We start from the raw sequence: 18,025 nt of genomic DNA, 5'->3' as shown, positions 1-18,025 counted from the left end.
GTTAAACGCTACTGTAAAACTATCACTTAGCTTGCCCTTACTGTAAACAGATTTTTCAATCCGCCGATGTTCGTCCTGCACAGCTCCAACAAAACCGAAAACCTGCTGGAGCACTTGGTCACGGTCATTAGCACCGCACCGTTATCGTCGCCGTTCGCCGCCGAGTTGTTCTTGATTCAAAGTCAGGGTATGGAACGCTGGCTATCGCAGCAACTGGCAGCGCGGCTGAAGGTTTGGGGTCATTTCAGCTATCTGTTCCCGGCCAAATTCTTCGCCGAAATCGCCGCGACGCTGCACGACGAACTCTACGAGCCAGCCTTCGACCGCCATTGGATGCTATGGCGCTTCGAAGCCTTATTGCGCGATCTCGACGCCGAAGTGTATCAGGCTTTGCGGCAATATCTAGTCGGCGAAAACGCCGAGCTTAAGCGTTACCAATTGGCTCAACAATTGGCGCGGGTCTACGACCAATACCAGATGCTGCGGCCGGACCTGCTCGAGGCCTGGCAAGCGCGACGCCTGCTATACGGCAGCCCGGCGGAAGCCTGGCAAGCCCAGTTGTGGCGCGCCGTCGTTGCCGAAATCGGCCAGCGCCACCGCGGCGCGCACTGGCTGCAAGCGATCGCCAAACTGCAGCAAGCGAAACCCGGTGCGTTCGCCGGGCAATTGCCGGAACGGGTTTCGGTATTCGGCGTCAACAGCTTGCCGCCGCTGATGCTGAACTACCTGCAGGCCTTGTCCCGCCATTGCCATGTCCACCTGTATCTACTAAATCCGGTCCAGGGTTACTGGGCCGACCTGCCGCCGAAGCGGCTGCTGGCCGAATTGCAACAGTTCGATGGCCATCCCTTACTGGTCCGGCTGGGTCAGCAAGGCCGCGAATTCCAGCAAATGTTGCTGGAGCAGGCCGAATTCGCCTTCGAACCCAGCAGCTTCGAGCCGGCTGAGCCCGAGACCGTGCTGCAATGCTTGCAAAACGACGTCCTCGCCAACCGGGTACCGCAGCAAATCCGGCTGGCGGCCGACGCTTCGATCGGTATTCACGCCTGCCACTCGCGCCTGCGCGAAGTGCAAGTGTTGAAAGACCAGCTATTGCAAACCCTGGAACAACACCCCGATCTGGATCTGCGCGACATTGTCGTGATGGCGCCGGACATCCAGGCCTACGCCCCGTTCATCAGCGCGGTATTCGACGACATCCAGCACGCCGTCGCCGACCGCAGCCTGAAAATCAGCGATCCGCTGCTGGACGCTTTCATCCGTTTTCTGAAACTGTCGCAAAGCCGGCTGGGCTGGCGCACAGTCATGGATTTACTGGAGCAACCGCTGATTCACACAGGCTTCGGTTTGGCGGCTGCCGATCTGGAATTGATCGCCTATTGGCTGCAGGAGCTGCAAGTGCGCTGGGGGCGGTCGGGCGAGGCCAAGCAAGCGCAGGGCCTGCCGCCGACGCCGCAGAATACCTGGCAGGCCGGCCTGGAGCGGTTGTTCATGGGTTATGCCCTGGCCGAAGACGAGTTCGTCGACGACATCCTGCCCTACCCGGATATCGAAGGCTCTTCGGCGCAGGCGCTGGGCGGCCTGAACGCTTTCCTGCAACTACTGTTCCGGGCCGGCGACGAGTTGGCGGCCGCGAAAACCCTGAGCGAATGGCAAACCTGCCTGAACCGCTACGCCGACGGCCTGTTGGCCGGCGCCGACACGGCGCAACGCCAAGCGCTGAATGAGCTACTGGCCGAAATGGCGGAGATGGCCGCGATTCACGACCGGCCGCTGGCTTTGGCCGTGATCGTCGCCTGGCTGCAAGGCCGGATGGACGAAACCAAATCCGGCGCCGGCTTTCTGCGCGGTCAATTGACTTTTTGCTCGATGCTGCCGATGCGGTCGATCCCGTTTCAGATCATCGCCTTGTTGGGTATGAACGACGGCGAATTCCCGAAAATCGAACGCCAGCCGACCTTCGACCTGCTGGCGGCGCATCCGCGCTTGGGCGACCGTTCGCGCCGCGCCGACGACCGCTACCAATTTCTGGAAATATTGCTGTCCGCCCGCCGGCAATTGATCGTTACCTATTTGGGCCAATCGCTGCGCGACAATAGCGAAATTCCGCCGTCGCCCATCGTCAGCGAATTGCTCGAGGTACTGCGCGACGGTTACGGCCTGGACGGCATCGTGGTTCGCCACCCGTTGCACCCGTTCAGTCCGCGTTATTTCCTCGGCCAGGATCCCAACCTGTTCAGCTACGCCCGCCACGATTGCGACACCGCCCGCCGCCTGCGCGGCGAGAAACCGGCGCCGCAGCCCTGGTGGTCCGGCGCGTTGCCGGCCGAAACCGACACCGTGATCGAAATCGACCGCTTACGCCAGTTTTTCCACCACCCGCAACGCTATTTTTTCCGCCACTGCCTGGAACTGCAACTTCCCGGTTTGATAGTCGACGCCGAAGAGCGCGAACCGTTTGCCTTGAACAGCCTGGAAGATTATTTGTTAGCCCAGGAGTGGCTCGATGCCGAACTGCAAGGCAAAGTATTTTCGCTGGCAAAATTGCAAGCCCGCGGTTTGTGGCCGGCCGGCGCCGCCGGCGAAATCGCCTGGCGCCGCCGCCAGCCGGCGATCGCCGAATTCGCTTCGATTATCGCCGGCAAACAGCTGGGGGAGTCGCTACCGCCCCAGGCCATCGATCTGACCATCGGCGATTATCGATTGGTCGGCAAACTGGGGCGTTTACACCAACACGGCGGACTGATTTACCGCTTCGGCAAACTGAAAGGCCGCGATTTTTTCGGCGCCTGGTTGCAGCATTTGGTCGCCAACCGCATCGCGCCGCAAGCCACCCACTTGGTATGCGTCGATGCGGACTTACGTTTTCCGGCCCAAGCCGAACCCGACGACGCGCTACCGCAATTGCTAGCGATTTTCCGGAGCGGCCAAACCCGGCCCGACGCGTTTTTTACCGAAGCGGCATTGGATTTCGTGCGTCATAACGACCCGGAAAAGGCGCTGGCGGCAACGGCCAAACGCCTGGCCGACGCCATCGAACAGGGTTACGAAGCGGAAATCGGCCAACTGTTCGCCTACCGCGACTTGAGCGATTTGCTCGGCGACGCATTTAGCGGGTTCTGCCGGGATTGGCTGGAACCGGCCTGGAGGGCGGCGCATGCAGAGTAAGGCCTTCGACGCCACTCGCGGCGAGCTGGAAACCGGCATCAATCTGATCGAAGCCAGTGCCGGTACCGGCAAGACTTACACCATCGCGATGCTGGTACTGCGCTTTGTGGTCGAGTGCCGGCTCGACATCAAGCAACTGCTGGTGGTGACCTTCACCAAAGCCGCCAGCGAAGAACTGAAGGACCGCATCCGCGCCCGCCTGGTCAAGGCCCGGCACATTCTGCTGCATCCGGCGCCGGGCGACGATCCGGCGATTACCGCCTGGCTGGCAGGCTTGACGCTGGATAGCGCCAGCATTCGCCAACGCCTGGAACTGGCGCTGCTCGATATCGACCAGGCGGCGATTTTCACCATTCATGGTTTCTGCCAACGGGTGCTGGCCGAACACGCACTGGAAAGCGGCCAGTTGTTCGATTGCGAACTGAGCGGCGACGTTGCCGAATTGAAATTGCAGTGCGCCGACGACTTCTGGCGTCGGCAAATCTACCAACGCCCGGCCTGGCAAGCCGCATTGCTGCTGCGCGCCTATCCGACTCCGGACGCCTTGCTGGATAGCGTGCTGCGCATCGATCTGCAGCAAAACGCCTACCCGCTGGATACCGATCTGGACGCCGATTTGGCGGCGCTGCCGGCCTTGCGCGCGGCGGCCGCTGCGCAATTGCCGACGGTAGCGGCAACCTTGATCGATGCGCTAGAAGCCGGCTACTTTAGCGCAAGCTTCGCCGCCGGTTTGCCGCAACGGCTGCAAACCCTGGCAGAGTGGTTGCAAGACCCGGAGCAGGATTTGCCGGATTTCGACTGTCTGAACCAAGTCACGTTGCTGGCCGGTCTGAGCGGCATCAAATTTCGCAGCAGCAAGAACAAGCCGTTGCCGGCCGAGGAGCAGAAGCAGCAGTACTTGGCTGGTCTGAATATTGATTGCGGGCCGTTCGAGGCTCTGGCCGATGCGGTGCGGCGGTTGCCGGTCGCCTTGCGCGCCGCGTTGCTGGCCAGCTTGCGTTCGGAACTGGACCGGCGCCTGTTGCGGGAGAACGTGTTGTCCTTCGACGACCTGATCACCCGCTTGGCGGCGGCGCTGGACGGCGACAACGGTGCCTTGCTGGCGGCGGAATTGCGCCTGCGCTTCCGCGCGGCGTTGATCGACGAATTTCAGGACACCGACGCCAAGCAATGGCGGATCTTTTCCGGCGTATTTGCCAGCGCGGAACATTATTTATATCTGATCGGCGATCCGAAGCAGGCGATTTACAAATTCCGCGGCGCCGATATTTTTTCCTACTTCGCCGCCCAACAACGCGCCGACCGGCATTACACGTTGCTGCACAATTGGCGCTCTCATCCGCATCTGGTGCAGGCGGTGAACCGCTTGTTCCGCCGGCAAAAACCGTTTTTGTTCGATCAATTGGATTTCACGCCGGTCATGGCCGGCCGCCAGCCCGGCGACGGCAGTATCGCCGGCGCGCCGCTGGTCCTGTGGCAGCTCGATAAAAATCCCGGCAAGCAGGAGCATTGGACCGCGCGCAAAGGCAGTTCCGGCGAAGTCTCGGCGCTGATCGAGCACGCCGTCGTCGCCGAAATCAGCCGGCTACTGACGGCCGGCCGCATCGCCGAAAAGCACGGTGCGGAACGGCCGGTGCAAGCCGGCGACATCGCGATTCTGGTACGGAGCAATGCCGCTGCCGCGGCCTATCAACAGGCGTTGCTGGCGGCCGGCATACCGGCAGTATTGAACAGCAAGCAGTCGGTATTCGCCTCCATCCAAGCTTTCGAGTTGTACCACGTGCTGCGGGCGGTGGCCGGCGCCGGCCAAATCGATCTGTTGAAGCAGGCGTTGGCCACGCCGTGGTTTGGATTGGACGGCCAGCAATTGTATCGGCTGAGCCAGGACGAGGCGGAGCTGGACGCTTGGGTGTCGCGCTTTCAGGACTATCTGCAATGCTGGCGCAACCAAGGCCTGCTGGCGACGCTGCAGCAACTACTGCGGCGGGAGCGGATCGAACAACACCTGTCGGAGCAACCCCAAGCCGAACGGGTGCTGACCAATATCCACCATTTGGCCGAGCGGCTGCAGCAAGCGGCGATCGACGAGCATCTGGCGATCAGCAAGACGCTGGACTGGCTGCGGCGGGCGATCCAGCAAGCGGCGCAAGACAGTAGCGAAGACCGCCAATTGCGGCTGGAAAGCGACGAGGACGCGATCAAGATCGTCACGCTGCACAGTTCCAAAGGCCTGGAGTACCCGCTGGTGTTCTGTCCCGATCTATGGCGGCGCAGCGACCGGCTGAAAACCGAAACCGCTTTGGTGCAATGCCACGAACACGGGACGATGGTCGCCGACCTGGGTTCGCCACAATTCGCCGAACGCCGCGAACAAGCCTTGTTCGAAGAATTGGCCGAGGACCTGCGTTTGTTTTACGTCGCGTTGACTCGGGCCAAGTACCGCTGCTATCTGAATTGGGCCGACGTCCGCACCAAGGAGCGGGCCAACGACTCGGCCATGGCCTATTTATTCGAATTCGCCGACTGCGATTTCGCCGGCCAGCAGCAGGTGCTGCAACAGCTGGCAAGCGCAGAACCGGATTTATTCGAGTACCGCCTGCTACCGGCCGAAGCGGCCGGCGAGCCGGCCGAATTGCCGGCCGACCGCCGTGCTGCCGACCTGGCGTTGGCGCATCGTCGCCAAACCCGCAGTCTGCACAGCATCTGGCAAATGAGCAGCTACACCGCGTTGGCGGCGCTGAGCCTGGAGCAGACGCCGGAACTGCCGGCCGATAAAGCCGAAGAAAGCCACGGCCAACCGGCCGGCGATGAAGCCCTGCCGCGCGGCGCCCACACCGGCAACGTGATCCACAGCCTGCTGGAGACCGTGGCGTTTGCCGACTTGGCCGCGCGGCGCGACATCGGCCGCGCCAGCGCCCAAGCCTGCCTGCGCTACGGTCTGCAGTTGGCGCAACCGCAAATTTTGAGCGAGGTGCTGTACCGGGTAACGGCCACTCCGCTCAGCGAAGATCCGGGGTTTTGCCTGAAAAATCTGGAGCCGGCGCAGTGCATCAAGGAAATGCCGTTTTACCTGTCCATGCCGGGCCGGGTGGATACCGCCCGTATCAACCGGATCCTGGCCGCCTGTCCGGCCTATCAGGCGCTGGACTCCAAACAAATCAGCGGCTATCTGACCGGTTTCATTGATCTGGTCTGTTGTTACGGCGGCCGCTACTTTGTAATGGATTACAAAACCAACGCCTTGGCGGACTATAGCCAGGCCAGCCTGCTGCAGGCCATGCGCGAACACAATTACGGCCTGCAATATTGGCTGTACAGTCTGGTGTTGCACGCATACCTGGGCCAACGCCTGCCGGACTACGATTACGCCCGCCATTTCGGCGGCGTCAAGTACTTGTTCGTGCGCGGCATGGAGCCCGAGCGGCCGGCAAGCGGTGTGTTCGCCGACCGCCCGGAGCAAGGTCTGCTTGGCGATCTGGCCGATGTGTTCTTCCGTACCTAGCGGATTTTCAGCGCTGCTACGATTTAAAAATCCGATTTTGCCTATTCTCGTGGTAGCTTGGCGGCGTCGATCCGGCCAGGGACAATCTAAATATGTTAAATCACCCAGGCCGGTATCGGGATTTGCCGATATCCAGCCAAAGAGCCAGCCAATACAATAAGTTACCATTTGCCGCTTAGGGGGTGTTTGGGTTAAATCCCCTAACTTCCGTCGTCCGTTTCATCGCTTGGGCTTGTCGTCATCAGACCAAGCTCTAGCGGACATCCATTCTCTCAATCGCGACTCGAATCTCCCGTCCACCCTGTCCGGCCCCGCCGTTCCTGATATTTCAGCCGCTCGGCTTCCCGCTCCAGCCTGCTGAATCGGCATCTGGTTTTATTTGTTAGGACTGGCACGGTATCTGCTGAACTCCTGTTGTAGCGTTTGCCAGCGTTCTGGTGGCGGCTGTGGCCCGCCCGACCGGTGCGTTAGCAACCGCCGCTCACTAAGGGAATATGCCGTTCGGGGTCCAGCCGTCCGGTTTTCAAGGAGGGAGCACTTCGCCACATCCGCCGCAAGGTGGAGCCGGAAAGCCGCGGATCTCGCCAGCTCGAGACAGCCGGGCCGCCTCTCGTGCGAGAGTCATCGACGGCTTGAGTCGTTCAAGCCGCTTATAGCGTTTATATCTTTCATTTAGGAAAAAAGTATGCAAAAGATCGGATCGAAATCGCTGCGGCTACGCTGCGTCCTGGCTGCTGGCGCGCTGGCAATCGCTAACGTGGCAAGTGCGGGCACGCTGAACGGCGGGGTGTTCCAAATTTCCTATGACAATCCCGATGATTTGTTGTCGGGCTTGACCTTGGGCGACGGCGCGATCACTTCGTATTATGTCGCCAATTATTTCGACAAGTCGTTGGCGGACAATATGAATGTGTCGCAAATGCTTGGCGTGGCAAACGATACCTACCCGGCGCCTGCGACGCTGTCGTTCGACATCAACCCGTCCAGTTTGGCCGGTACCGGCATTCCGTTCGGTAGCGGCGGCCGCAACAACAAAGCGACCACGTTAACGTGGGGAAGCAGTCAGGACGCGTTGACCAACTCGTCGACCTTTACCGCCAGCGGCGTTGCCGGGCTAAACGGTGTGGTAATGACTCGCGGCAGTTTCACCGGTACGCTGCTATCCGGCGATTACCAATTCGGCTACGTCGCCGCTCGCAATAACGGCGTCAACAGCGGTTGGGCTCTGACCAACAACGTCAGCTTCTCGTCCACCACCTACGATACCCGCAACATCAGCGTCACCACCGACGGCGACAAACTGCTGTTTACCGGCGAACTGTGGTATTCCGCCAGCACCAGCGCCTTCCTGTTCGGCGGCGACGGCGTCAGCCAAGCCGGCCGTGCCGGTACCTTCAGCCTGATTTCTCCGGCTCCGGCCGCGGTTCCGGTGCCGGCAGCGGTCTGGTTGTTCGGTAGCGGTTTGTTCGGCGTGATGGCCTCCACTCGCCGTAAACGCACAGCCATTCCGGCCTAAGCCGGCTTTCGCACCCGGGCATACCCGGGTGCTTCGGCTTGGTTGGCACCGCTTTTCAAGATTATTTCCCTCAGCATGACTATGAGTATTCATTTAGCTAGATTTTCGGCGCTCCGCTTCGGCTGGGGTATGTTGCTGGCCACGGCGTTGTTATCCCCGGCGGAGGCCGCCACGGTATCCGGCGGCTCGTTGGTCGTGAACTTGGATCGCGACGCGTTGGCCGCCGCCGTGGATATCGACGAAACGCCTGCCCGGTCGATGTACCTGGAAGAGTTTTTCGACGCGCAAGCCTCGCGCAGCCGGAGCTATAGCCAAATTTTGGAAGACCACCTGGTACCCGGCGTGGCGGAGATTCCCGCAACCGGATTGACGTTTGCCGTTAACGGCAGCTCGGTCACCAACTTAACCAACCGGCGGAGCAAGCCGACGACCATCGATTTCGATCCGGCCGATTTCGAGGCCACGGTGACGGGTGCTATCGGCTTGGCCGGGGTGTTCCGGTTTCGGGTCGATACCGGCTCGGACTTCAATCGCATTTTATCCGGCGATTACACCTTGGAATACGACGCCGCCAATATCGACCTTGCTAGCGGCCGCTCGGCCTGGAGCCTGTACAACCACGTTTCTTTCCGCTCGCAGTCTTACAACCTGTTCAACGTCGTGATGGGACTCGATTCCAGCCGCTTCAGTCTGTCGGGCGATCTGGGTTTGGGAGAGGGCTACGACCACCTGAACGGTACCCGCGATGCGATTGTCGGCAATTTCAATCTGCAAACCGCGGTGGTGCCGCTGCCGCCGGCATTCGCGTTGTTCGCGGCCGGCTTGGCCGGCTTCGGCTTTTGCCGCAAGCCAAGAGGACACATGTTATGAAAATCGACCTAGGACAAGCGGCTAGCACCTGTCCGCGCCGTTACGCGCCCCCGGCGAAGCGCTTGGTGACGGCGTTGGCGGCTTCGATGCTGACCGCCGGCTGGACGCAGTCCGCGATCGCGAATCAATACAGCCAGGGCGCTTATATCAGTACCCAAGTCAATGTCACCGCCGACGGCAAAAATATCGTCGGCGATGCCGCCAACGAACCGAGCCTGGCGATCAATCCGCTGGACCCGGCCAATATGGTGGTTTCCTGGCGCCAGTTCGATTCGGTGGACTCGTCGTTTCGGCAAGGCGGATGGGCTTATACCGCCGATGCCGGTGCGCATTGGCATTTCAACGGCACGATCACCCCGGGCGAAGGCCGCAGCAATCCGACCTTGGATGTCGACGCCTTGGGCAATTTTTACTACCAGAGCCTGCATTTCGATCCGAGTTATACCTTTGTCCAAGACATCCAGGTCATCAAATCATTGGACGGCGGCCGCAGTTGGGAAGCACCGGTGTTCGCTTACGGCCAAGGCGGCGACAAGGCCCAAATGGCCGTGGACCGCAGCGGCGGCACCAGCGACGGCCATGTCTACCTGAATTGGCGCGACTGTCTGGCGGAAAAATGCTTCGTCCGCTCGATCGACAGAGGCGCCAGCTTCCAGCCGCCGCTGGCAATCCCGGAGACCCCGACCTTCGGCACGATGCGGGTCGGCAACGACGGCGAGCTGTATCTGGCGGGCAGACGGGAGCCGCCGGAATTCGACGAGGAACACCAAGACCGTAACCTGCATCACCATCTGTTTTCCCGGTCGTTGAATGCCCGCGATCCGGCGCAAACCCCGACCTTCGATACCCGCGAAATCGACTTGGGTGGTCTGGCTCCGCTATTTTTGTTTAAGCAAAACCCCAACCAATACGGGCCTACTGGCGACGTCCAAGTCGGTGTCGATAGCTCGGCCAGCGCGATGCGCGGCCATCTTTACGTTTTGGCGACGGTCGATCCGCCGGGGGCGGACAATCTCGACATTACCTTCGTCCGCAGCAGCGACGGCGGTGACACCTGGAGCGCGCCGATACGCATCAACGACGACGCGCAGAGCAAAAATAACTGGAATTGGTTCGGCATGATGGGCGTGGCGCCCAACTCGCGCATCGATGCCGTCTGGTACGACACCCGCGATAGCGGCAATTACAAGGTGTCGCGGCTGTATTACAGCTACTCCTGGGACGGAGGGCAAACCTGGAGCAAAAACGTTCCGGTCAGCCCGGCATTCGACACCACAATCGCTTACCCGCACGGCTCCACCAAGATCGGCGACTATTCCACCTTGGTGTCGGGCAAGGACGGGGCCAGCCTGGCCTACACCGCAACCTATAACGGCGAGCAGGACGTGTACTACCTAAACGTGTTTCCGGACTGTAACCAAAACGGCCAATCGGATGTAACCGACATCGAGCGGCGCCGGGTGGGCGACACCAACACCAACCATGTGCCGGACGTGTGCGAGGCCATCACTGTGGCCGGCGATCTTGACGGCGACCGCGATGTCGACCAAGTCGACATTAACCGGATTCTGGCGGCGCGCGGCAGCAAGATTGCCGCAGGCGACCCGCGCGACATCGACCGTAACGGCGTCGTCAACCTTCTCGATGCCCGCAAACTGGTGCAGTCCTGTACCCGGCCGCAGTGCGCGACCAACTGAACAAATTTCCACGGACCGTTGACCAGTCCATCAAACATAAGGAGATACCGCAAATGAAAAACCGTTTTAGCCTGACTCTGCTCGCTACGTGGTTATTATCGATATCGGGAACGGCAGGGGCCGCGATCGAATTGAGCCTGGTGCCGATCACGCAGACCGCTTCGTCGCTTAGCGTCGGCGTTTCGATATCCGGCTTGGGTAATGCTGCGGCGCCGTCGTTGGGAGCCTACGATTTGGACCTGGTTTTCGACGGCGATCATTTAGCGTATGTCGGCGCGGTATTCGGCGATCCGGTTTCGGGTAAGGCATTGGACCCGCTGGATTTGGGTTTGAGTCCGTCGGCGGCGGCACTGGCCGGCGCCGGCCGGTTGAATCTGTTCGAATTGTCTCTGGATAGTGCGGCGACACTAAACCAATTACAGGCGGACAGTTTCATCCTGGCCGTGCTCAATTTCGATTTTCTGATGGCCGGCAGCAGCCAATTGAGCCTGAACATCAACGCGCTAGGGGATGCCAACGGCGATCCGCTGCAGGCCGCCGCGACGCCGATCGCTGTCGCTTCCGTACCCTTGCCGCCGGCTTTTGCCTTGATGGCCGCCGGCTTGGGCCTGTTGTACCGGCGCCGCGCTTAGTGCCGTTTCGACTCGGCCGCATCTCGCCGGCCGGGTCTCGATATTCCTTTATCTTGCCGCGAATGCGTTTACGCGCGGGAAGGGTGGCCGTCGCTACGCTTCTTGCCGCTGCCGTGTCGCGTGCATTACCCGAGGGTGTTTTATTCGGCCGACTGCTCTCTGAGCAGCAAGTATCGGCGGATAGGCACCGCGTTTACCCGTCAGGAGGAGATCAAAATGTTGGGATCGATTCGCCGCGCGACCGTGCGTGGGCTCTGCTTTGTCATGCTGTTGCCGGCATGGTGTCCGCTGCCGGCAAACGCGCAATCGGGTTTTACCCTGTTCGAAAGCGGCCAAGTCCGGCCGTTGGCGCTGTCGCCGGACGGCAAGTTACTGTTTGCCTTGAACACGCCGGATAACCGGCTGGAATTGTTCCGGGTCGGCGACCGCAGTGCAGTGCCGTTGGGATCGGTCCAGGTCGGGTTGGAGCCGGTCGCCTTGGCGGTCAGAAACGACAAGGAAATCTGGGTCGTCAACCATCTATCCGATAGCGTCAGTATCGTCAATCTGGACGAGAACGGCAGCGGCCGAGTGACCCGGACCCTGTTGGTTGGGGACGAGCCGCGCGACATCGTTTTTGCCGGTCCCGGCAAATCCCGCGCCTTTGTCACGACCGCACATCGCGGCCAGAATACCGACCGCGACCCGCAACTCGCGAAACCGGGTGTGGGCCGCGCCGATGTCTGGGCCTTCGACGCCAACCAACCGGGCGATGCATTCGCCGGATCACCGCTGGCGGTGCTGACCCTGTTCACCGATACGCCGCGGGCGTTGGCGGCGTCGCCGGACGGCGCTACGGTTTACGCCGCCGGTTTTCAGACCGGTAACGGTAGCATGACCTTGAACGACGCCGTGGTCGAGCGCGGTACCGCGCCGCCGTTCAACCGGGTTTATCCGGGACCGGCGACCAATCATGCCGGAGAAGTGCAGCCCAAGTCAGGCTTGATCGTCCGCTACGACGGCAGCCATTGGCTGGACGAACTGGGGCAGCAGTGGGACGACATGGTGCCGTTTTCGCTGCCGGACCTTGATGTCTTTGCCATCGACGCCGGTGCCAGCCCGCCGGTTGTTAAATCCGGCGGTGCCTATAGCGGGGTCGGTACCGTATTGTTCAATATGGCTGTCAACCCGGTTAACGGCAAGGTTTACGTATCCAATACCGAAGCGTTAAACCATAACCGTTTCGAGGGTGCCGGCGAATACAGCAACGGCCAGACCGTGCGCGGCCATTTCAGCGAAAACAGAATCAGCGTGCTGGGCGGCAGTCCGGCAGTGGTGGCACGCCATTTGAACAAACACATCGATTACAGCCGCTGCTGCGCGCCGATTCCGAATCGGGAAAATGCCGACAGCGTGGCGCTGCCGTTGGACATGGCGGTTACCGCGGACGGCAAAACCCTGTACGTCGCGGCCTACGGCACCAGCGAAGTGGCGCGCTACAGTACCCAGGAGTTGGAACAAGATACATTTACTCCCAACAGCGCCGCGCAAATTCCGGTCAGCGGCGGCGGCCCGAGCGGCTTAGCGCTGGATGAGCAGAGGGGGTTGCTGTATGTGCTGACCCGATTCGACAATTCAATTTCGATCATAGACACGGCCAGCGGGCGAGAAATCAAGCATACGGCGATGTTTAACCCGGAACCCAAGCACATTGTCGAGGGCCGGCCGTTCCTGTACGACGCTTCCCGCAGCTCCAGCCACGGCGATTCGGCCTGCGCCAGTTGCCACGTCTTCGCCGACTTCGACAGTCTGGCCTGGGATTTGGGCGATCCTGACGGCGATCAGGCCGAGAATAGCGGCCCGTTCCGCAGTACGCCGGAAGTGGCGGCCAAGGTCCTGGGTCACGAATACAACGAACATTTCCGGCCGATGAAGGGGCCGATGACCACCCAAAGTCTGCGCGGGATGGATAATCACGGTGCGCTGCATTGGCGCGGCGACCGCACCGGCGGCAACGATGCCAATGCCTTGCCCAATTCCGGCGCCAACGTACAGCCCAATGGCGGTTCGTTCGATGAAGACGCGGCGTTTCGCAAATTCAATGTCGCGTTTCCGGGCTTAGTCGGCCGGCATCAAATGCTGACCGCCGACCAAATGCAAAAATTCGCCGACTTTATCCTGGAGCTTAGCTATCCGCCCAATCCGATCCGCAATTTGGACGACAGTTTGACGGCGCAACAGCAAGCGGGGCAGGATTTTTACTTCAAGGCGGCGCCGTCGGACAGTTTCTTCTCGTGCAACGGCTGCCACACCTTGGATAGAGAGGGCAATGCCGAATATGCCGAGGTCAAGCATCCCGGCTTTTTCGGCACCGACGGACACTACAGCTTCGACCACGTGCTGCAGATTTTTAAGGTGCCGCATCTGCGCAATATGTACCAAAAGGTCGGCATGTTCGGCTTGGCGGCACAATCGACCGTCACCGAGTCCAATTACTTTCTGCCTAAAGGCAACCTGGGCGAGATGGGGCCGCAGATTCGCGGCTTCGGTTTCGGACCGGACGGCAGCGTCGATACCTTGTTTCGCTTCCTGAGTGCGCAGATTTTCTCCAAATCGTTTTTCTCGGCGGAGTCCGATCCGAACGATACCCGTACCCCGATCGAGCGTTATTTGGCGGGTGTCGCGATCGGTAACCCCGGCGGCTTCGGCTTCGGCGCCGACGGTAATGCGGAACGGCGTAACCTGGAGGCGTTTTTGTTTGCGTTTGACAGCAATCTGTATCCGATTGTCGGCCAGCAAGTGACATTAACCGCTGCCAACGCCGATGCCGCCGCCGCGAGAATCGATCTTTTGATCGCGCAGGCCGATGCCGGCCATTGCGACCTGATTGCCAAAAATCGCTACAGCGGGTTCCGCTACCTGGGCAACGGCAAATTCAAAGCCTCCGCTCAAAGCCTGGCCGCAATTGCCGATGCCGACATGCGGGCTTCGGCTGTGCTGGCCGGCGGCGAATTGACCTATACCTGCACACCGCCGGGTTCCGGCGAGCGCATCGGTATCGACCGCGACGGCGATGGTGTGCTGGATAACGACGAGAATCGCGTCGGCGATCTGGATGCGGACGGCGATGTCGATAAAAACGACTTGAATTTGCTGTTGGCAGGCAAAAATACGGCGGCGGCCATCGGCGATCCGAAAGATTTGGATTACGACGGCACGATCACCGCCCAGGATGCCCGGAAGTTGATTTCGCTGTGTAGCCGGGAGCGTTGCGCGCTGAATTGAAGCGCAGGTGCCGGAGCTACTGGTCATCCCTTGGTGAGGCTCGGCCTCATCACTCCGGAATCGGAATCAACGGATACTCGGCGCCGCTGTGCGACCGGCGGTAGCGGCCGGGGCTGGTGCCGAGGCAGCGTTTGAAAGCGCGGCTGAACGACGATAGCGAATCGTAGCCGCAGCGGCTGGCGACCTTCTCGACCGTCATGCCGCTTTCGCTGAGCCAGTCGGCGGCGATCTGCATCCGCCAGCGGGTCAGATACTCCATCGGCGGCAATTGGAAATGGCGGTCGAATTTTTGGATCAATGCGGTTTTCGACAAACCGACCTGGGCGCACAACCCGTTCAAAGTCCAATCCCGCCACGGCTCCTGGTGAATCAGAGCCAAAGCCTTTTCCAGCCGGGCGTCCGCCATGGCGCCGAACACGCCGCCCCGAACCGAACCGGACTCGATGCAGTGGCGTACCGCCAACAGGAAAATGCCGTCGCACAGGCGTTCGATCACGGCAAAGCTGCCGAAGCGGCCGCTGCCGGATTCGGCCGTGATCAATTCGATCAATTGCGCCAGAATCGGTCCGGCCTGCCGCTGCCTGACCACGATCTCGGCCGGCAAGGTCCGCCAGACCGGCAACGGCGCAACCCCCGGTTCGATCAGGCCGCAGACCATGCCGCTGTCGCCTTGCGGCCAATGCGCGGTGCGGGCGCCGGGCAAATCCGGCCTCACGTCGCTCGGGCTGTAACTGAGATAGTGCTTGCGGGCGTGCGGCAAAAACAACACCAAGTCGCCGGTTTCCAGCCGCAACGGCTCGGGCCAGGCCGGCGAGTGGACCCAGCCGCACCCTTTGGTCACCAAATGAAACCAGATCGCCTGTTCGGAGTTATGGTCGACTACCCAGGGGCCGCACAGGCCGCCGGCAAATACCAGTCGCGCCCGCAGGCTCAGGCTGTGGAAAATTGCAGACAGGCCATCCATACGTCAACCTCGGTTAAACGGCCGGTCTCGGCAACGGCGCCGGCCTTTACGCCGCCGGCACATGATAGGACTGTTTCCGGACTGTGGGCAAAGGTTTGCCGGTGGGGTGTACTCGGGTGGGATTGGAACCGAGGCGGAGAGGGATTTTGCGAAGGGCTGGGTTCTAGCGGATTTGGATTAGGTAAAAATCTACACCGAGTATCGTTTGGAAGGCATCGTTGTGGGGAAGCCGGGGACTACTCGGTACGAAACAAGTTAGGTAAAAAGTGCTAGTTCGGCCATTAGCAGGTTGGTGAAAAACCATATTTGAGATGCTAATTTTGCTCAATCGAACCAGTATTTAGTAGGAAAAATAGCTTCATCGGCACTAAATATAGAGTCATTCAACGCCAAAAAAGAGTTTTTCACCAACCTGTTAGCGGTCGGTCAGGTTTACTAGATCGAGGGTGATTATTGGGAAAACAAAACTGCCCTGACACTGAATTTCCAAGTAGATTCCTGTCAGCGATGTAATCATGGTACTTTATTTAGTAGAATGAAAAAATACAGAAGCCTAACAAAACAAATACAGTAATAAAAAATGCCTAAATTAAATAGAATTACTATTAAAGGGTATAAGTCTATCCAAGATTTGCAGAATTTTAAATTGACTGATCTTAATATTTTGCTGGGAGCGAATGGCGCAGGGAAAAGTAATTTTATTTCAGTATTCAAATTCTTAGCCAATATGTATGAACAAAATTTGCAAGATTATGTTCAAACCAATGGCGGGCCAGATGCTTTATTGCATTATGGTCGGAAAAAAACAAAAGAAATCGAGATGGGTTTTTATTTTACGCATAACGGTTATGAATTCAGCTTAAAGCCCACCCTAGATAATCGACTAATCTTCAAACAAGAATGCCTTTACTATGACGGGACTGCTTACGCACCTTATTCATCAACGAGTATTATTGGCTCCGGCCATGGTGAAGCCATGCTTAGAGCATCTATACACCGTTATGCCCAGTATATAAAACCTGCCGTAGAAAGCTGGCGAGTTTATCATTTCCATGATACCAGTGATACTGCATCGGTAAAACAGATTCACTCTGTAAACGATAATTTAAAATTAAAAACAGATGCCGGCAACTTGGCGGCATTTTTAATGCGCTTAAAACGCCTTTACCCTGATAATTACCAGCAAATCGTCAATACCATTCGCTTAGTGGCGCCATTTTTTCATGATTTCGTCGAGCGTCAGGATGTTGAGAATGTTCAGTTGGAATGGTTCGAAAGAGGTAATCCTGATACGCCGTTTAAAGCCCATGTACTATCAGACGGAACCTTACGTTTTATTTGTTTGGCAACCCTGCTATTACAGCCTTTTCATATGATGAACGATACAGTATTGATAGATGAGCCAGAATTAGGCTTGCACCCCTATGCGCTTGCCGTTTTAGCCGACTTAATTAAACGGGCCTCAGAGAAAAAGCAGCTTATTATTTCTACGCAGTCTATTGAATTGATTGATCATTTTTCAGCCAATGACATAGTTGTTGTCGATAGAGGGAATGATAGCTCTACGTTTAATCGCCTGAGTGAGGAAAGGTTAAAAGATTGGCTTGAGGACTACAGTCTTGGAGACCTTTGGAAACAAAATATTATAGGCGGGAGACCTTCACGATGATAAGAATGTTTGTCGTTTGTGAAGGTCAAACTGAAGAAACTTTTGTTCGTGATGTGATTGCGCCAATATTGGCAAATCAACAGGTTTATTTAATCCCACGCTTAATACCGACATCAAAAGGACATAAAGGCGGTGGTTTAAATTATCAGCGGGTAAAAAGATTTATAATCAATTGCTTAAAAGAAGATTCTAATGCAGTAGTTACCACTTTTTTTGATTTATACGCTCTTGATAGCGAATTCCCTTGCTTTCAGGAAAGTCAGCGAATAATGGATGTACAGGAAAGGGCGAAAAAACTAGAAAACGAATTTAAGCTTGATCTTTTCAAAGATAACGAGCTTTTTGCCGATCGTTTTATCCCCCACATTCAGCCTTATGAGTTTGAGGGTCTGCTATTTTCTGATGTTGAAAAAATTATTGAATTAGAAACGGATTGGAAAAGGTATTTATCTGCTTTGCAATTAGTGCGTAGCGAATTTCCAAGTCCTGAACATATCAATAATAGTTATGAAACCAAACCGTCAGCTCGCCTTAAATCGATTTTAAAACAACCTACTTACGGAAAAGTTCGCCACGGTTCTTTGGCGATCAAAAGTATTGGCATTGATAAACTATGTGAACAGTGCCAGCATTTTTCTGAATGGTACACAAAATTAAATCAATTTGGGATCTTGGCTTATTAGGAGGGAATTTGTCCAAAAATCAATATGTCACACTTAATTGACAATACCGCTCATTCCGTC

Annotated in this window: 10 protein-coding genes and 1 riboswitch; of the genes, 9 read left to right on the top strand and 1 reads right to left on the bottom strand. The window is 58.0% G+C overall.

Annotation, left to right across the window (positions count from 1 at the left end; all coding sequences use genetic code 11):
- Positions 1-66: 66 nt before the first annotated feature.
- The 7 genes from recC (at position 67) to PL263_RS13720 (ending at position 14,649) form a co-directional block, all read left to right on the top strand.
- The gene (recC, locus tag PL263_RS13750; RefSeq protein WP_278209882.1) at positions 67-3,168 is read left to right on the top strand and encodes an exodeoxyribonuclease V subunit gamma; all 3,102 of its coding nucleotides are present in this window, start codon (positions 67-69) and stop codon (positions 3,166-3,168) included.
- A complete protein-coding gene (gene recB / locus PL263_RS13745; protein WP_278209881.1) occupies positions 3,158-6,670 on the top strand; it encodes an exodeoxyribonuclease V subunit beta in 3,513 nt (1,170 codons plus the stop codon). The genes recC and recB overlap by 11 nt, the downstream gene beginning before the upstream one ends.
- A gap of 531 nt (positions 6,671-7,201) precedes the next feature.
- A riboswitch (cyclic di-GMP riboswitch) is annotated at positions 7,202-7,281 on the top strand.
- Between the two features lie 74 nt (positions 7,282-7,355).
- Entirely contained in the window at positions 7,356-8,186 is an 831-nt protein-coding gene (locus tag PL263_RS13740) for a hypothetical protein (RefSeq protein WP_278209880.1), read from the top strand.
- Positions 8,187-8,267: 81 nt separating this feature from the next.
- The gene (locus tag PL263_RS13735; RefSeq protein WP_278209879.1) at positions 8,268-9,056 is read left to right on the top strand and encodes a hypothetical protein; all 789 of its coding nucleotides are present in this window, start codon (positions 8,268-8,270) and stop codon (positions 9,054-9,056) included.
- Entirely contained in the window at positions 9,053-10,753 is a 1,701-nt protein-coding gene (locus PL263_RS13730) for a sialidase family protein (RefSeq protein WP_278209878.1), read from the top strand. The genes PL263_RS13735 and PL263_RS13730 overlap by 4 nt, the downstream gene beginning before the upstream one ends.
- 53 nt (positions 10,754-10,806) lie before the next feature.
- Positions 10,807-11,385: a hypothetical protein gene (locus tag PL263_RS13725; protein WP_278209877.1), complete on the top strand. Its 579-nt coding sequence runs from the start codon at positions 10,807-10,809 to the stop codon at positions 11,383-11,385.
- 216 nt (positions 11,386-11,601) lie between these two features.
- Positions 11,602-14,649, top strand: a complete 3,048-nt coding sequence (locus tag PL263_RS13720) for a beta-propeller fold lactonase family protein (RefSeq protein ID WP_278209876.1) — start codon at positions 11,602-11,604, stop codon at positions 14,647-14,649.
- 49 nt (positions 14,650-14,698) lie between these two features.
- On the opposite strand, the gene PL263_RS13715 is transcribed toward PL263_RS13720, so the two are convergent.
- Positions 14,699-15,613, bottom strand: coding sequence for an AraC family transcriptional regulator (locus tag PL263_RS13715; protein WP_278209875.1), 915 nt, complete (start codon positions 15,611-15,613; stop codon positions 14,699-14,701).
- A 580-nt stretch (positions 15,614-16,193) separates the two neighbouring features.
- Here PL263_RS13715 and PL263_RS13710 point away from each other — a divergent pair.
- Together PL263_RS13710 and PL263_RS13705 are read left to right on the top strand one after the other, a co-directional pair.
- On the top strand, positions 16,194-17,282 hold the full coding sequence (locus PL263_RS13710; protein ID WP_278209874.1) for an AAA family ATPase: 1,089 nt from the start codon (positions 16,194-16,196) through the stop codon (positions 17,280-17,282).
- On the top strand, positions 17,279-17,965 hold the full coding sequence (locus PL263_RS13705) for a DUF4276 family protein (protein WP_278209872.1): 687 nt from the start codon (positions 17,279-17,281) through the stop codon (positions 17,963-17,965). The genes PL263_RS13710 and PL263_RS13705 overlap by 4 nt, the downstream gene beginning before the upstream one ends.
- Positions 17,966-18,025 lie beyond the last annotated feature (60 nt).

Source organism: Methylomonas sp. EFPC3 (assembly GCF_029643245.1).
Lineage (GTDB): Bacteria > Pseudomonadota > Gammaproteobacteria > Methylococcales > Methylomonadaceae > Methylomonas > Methylomonas koyamae_B.
The sequence above is the reverse complement of the archived record's forward strand: the minus strand, read 5'-3'. Positions and strand labels throughout refer to the sequence as shown.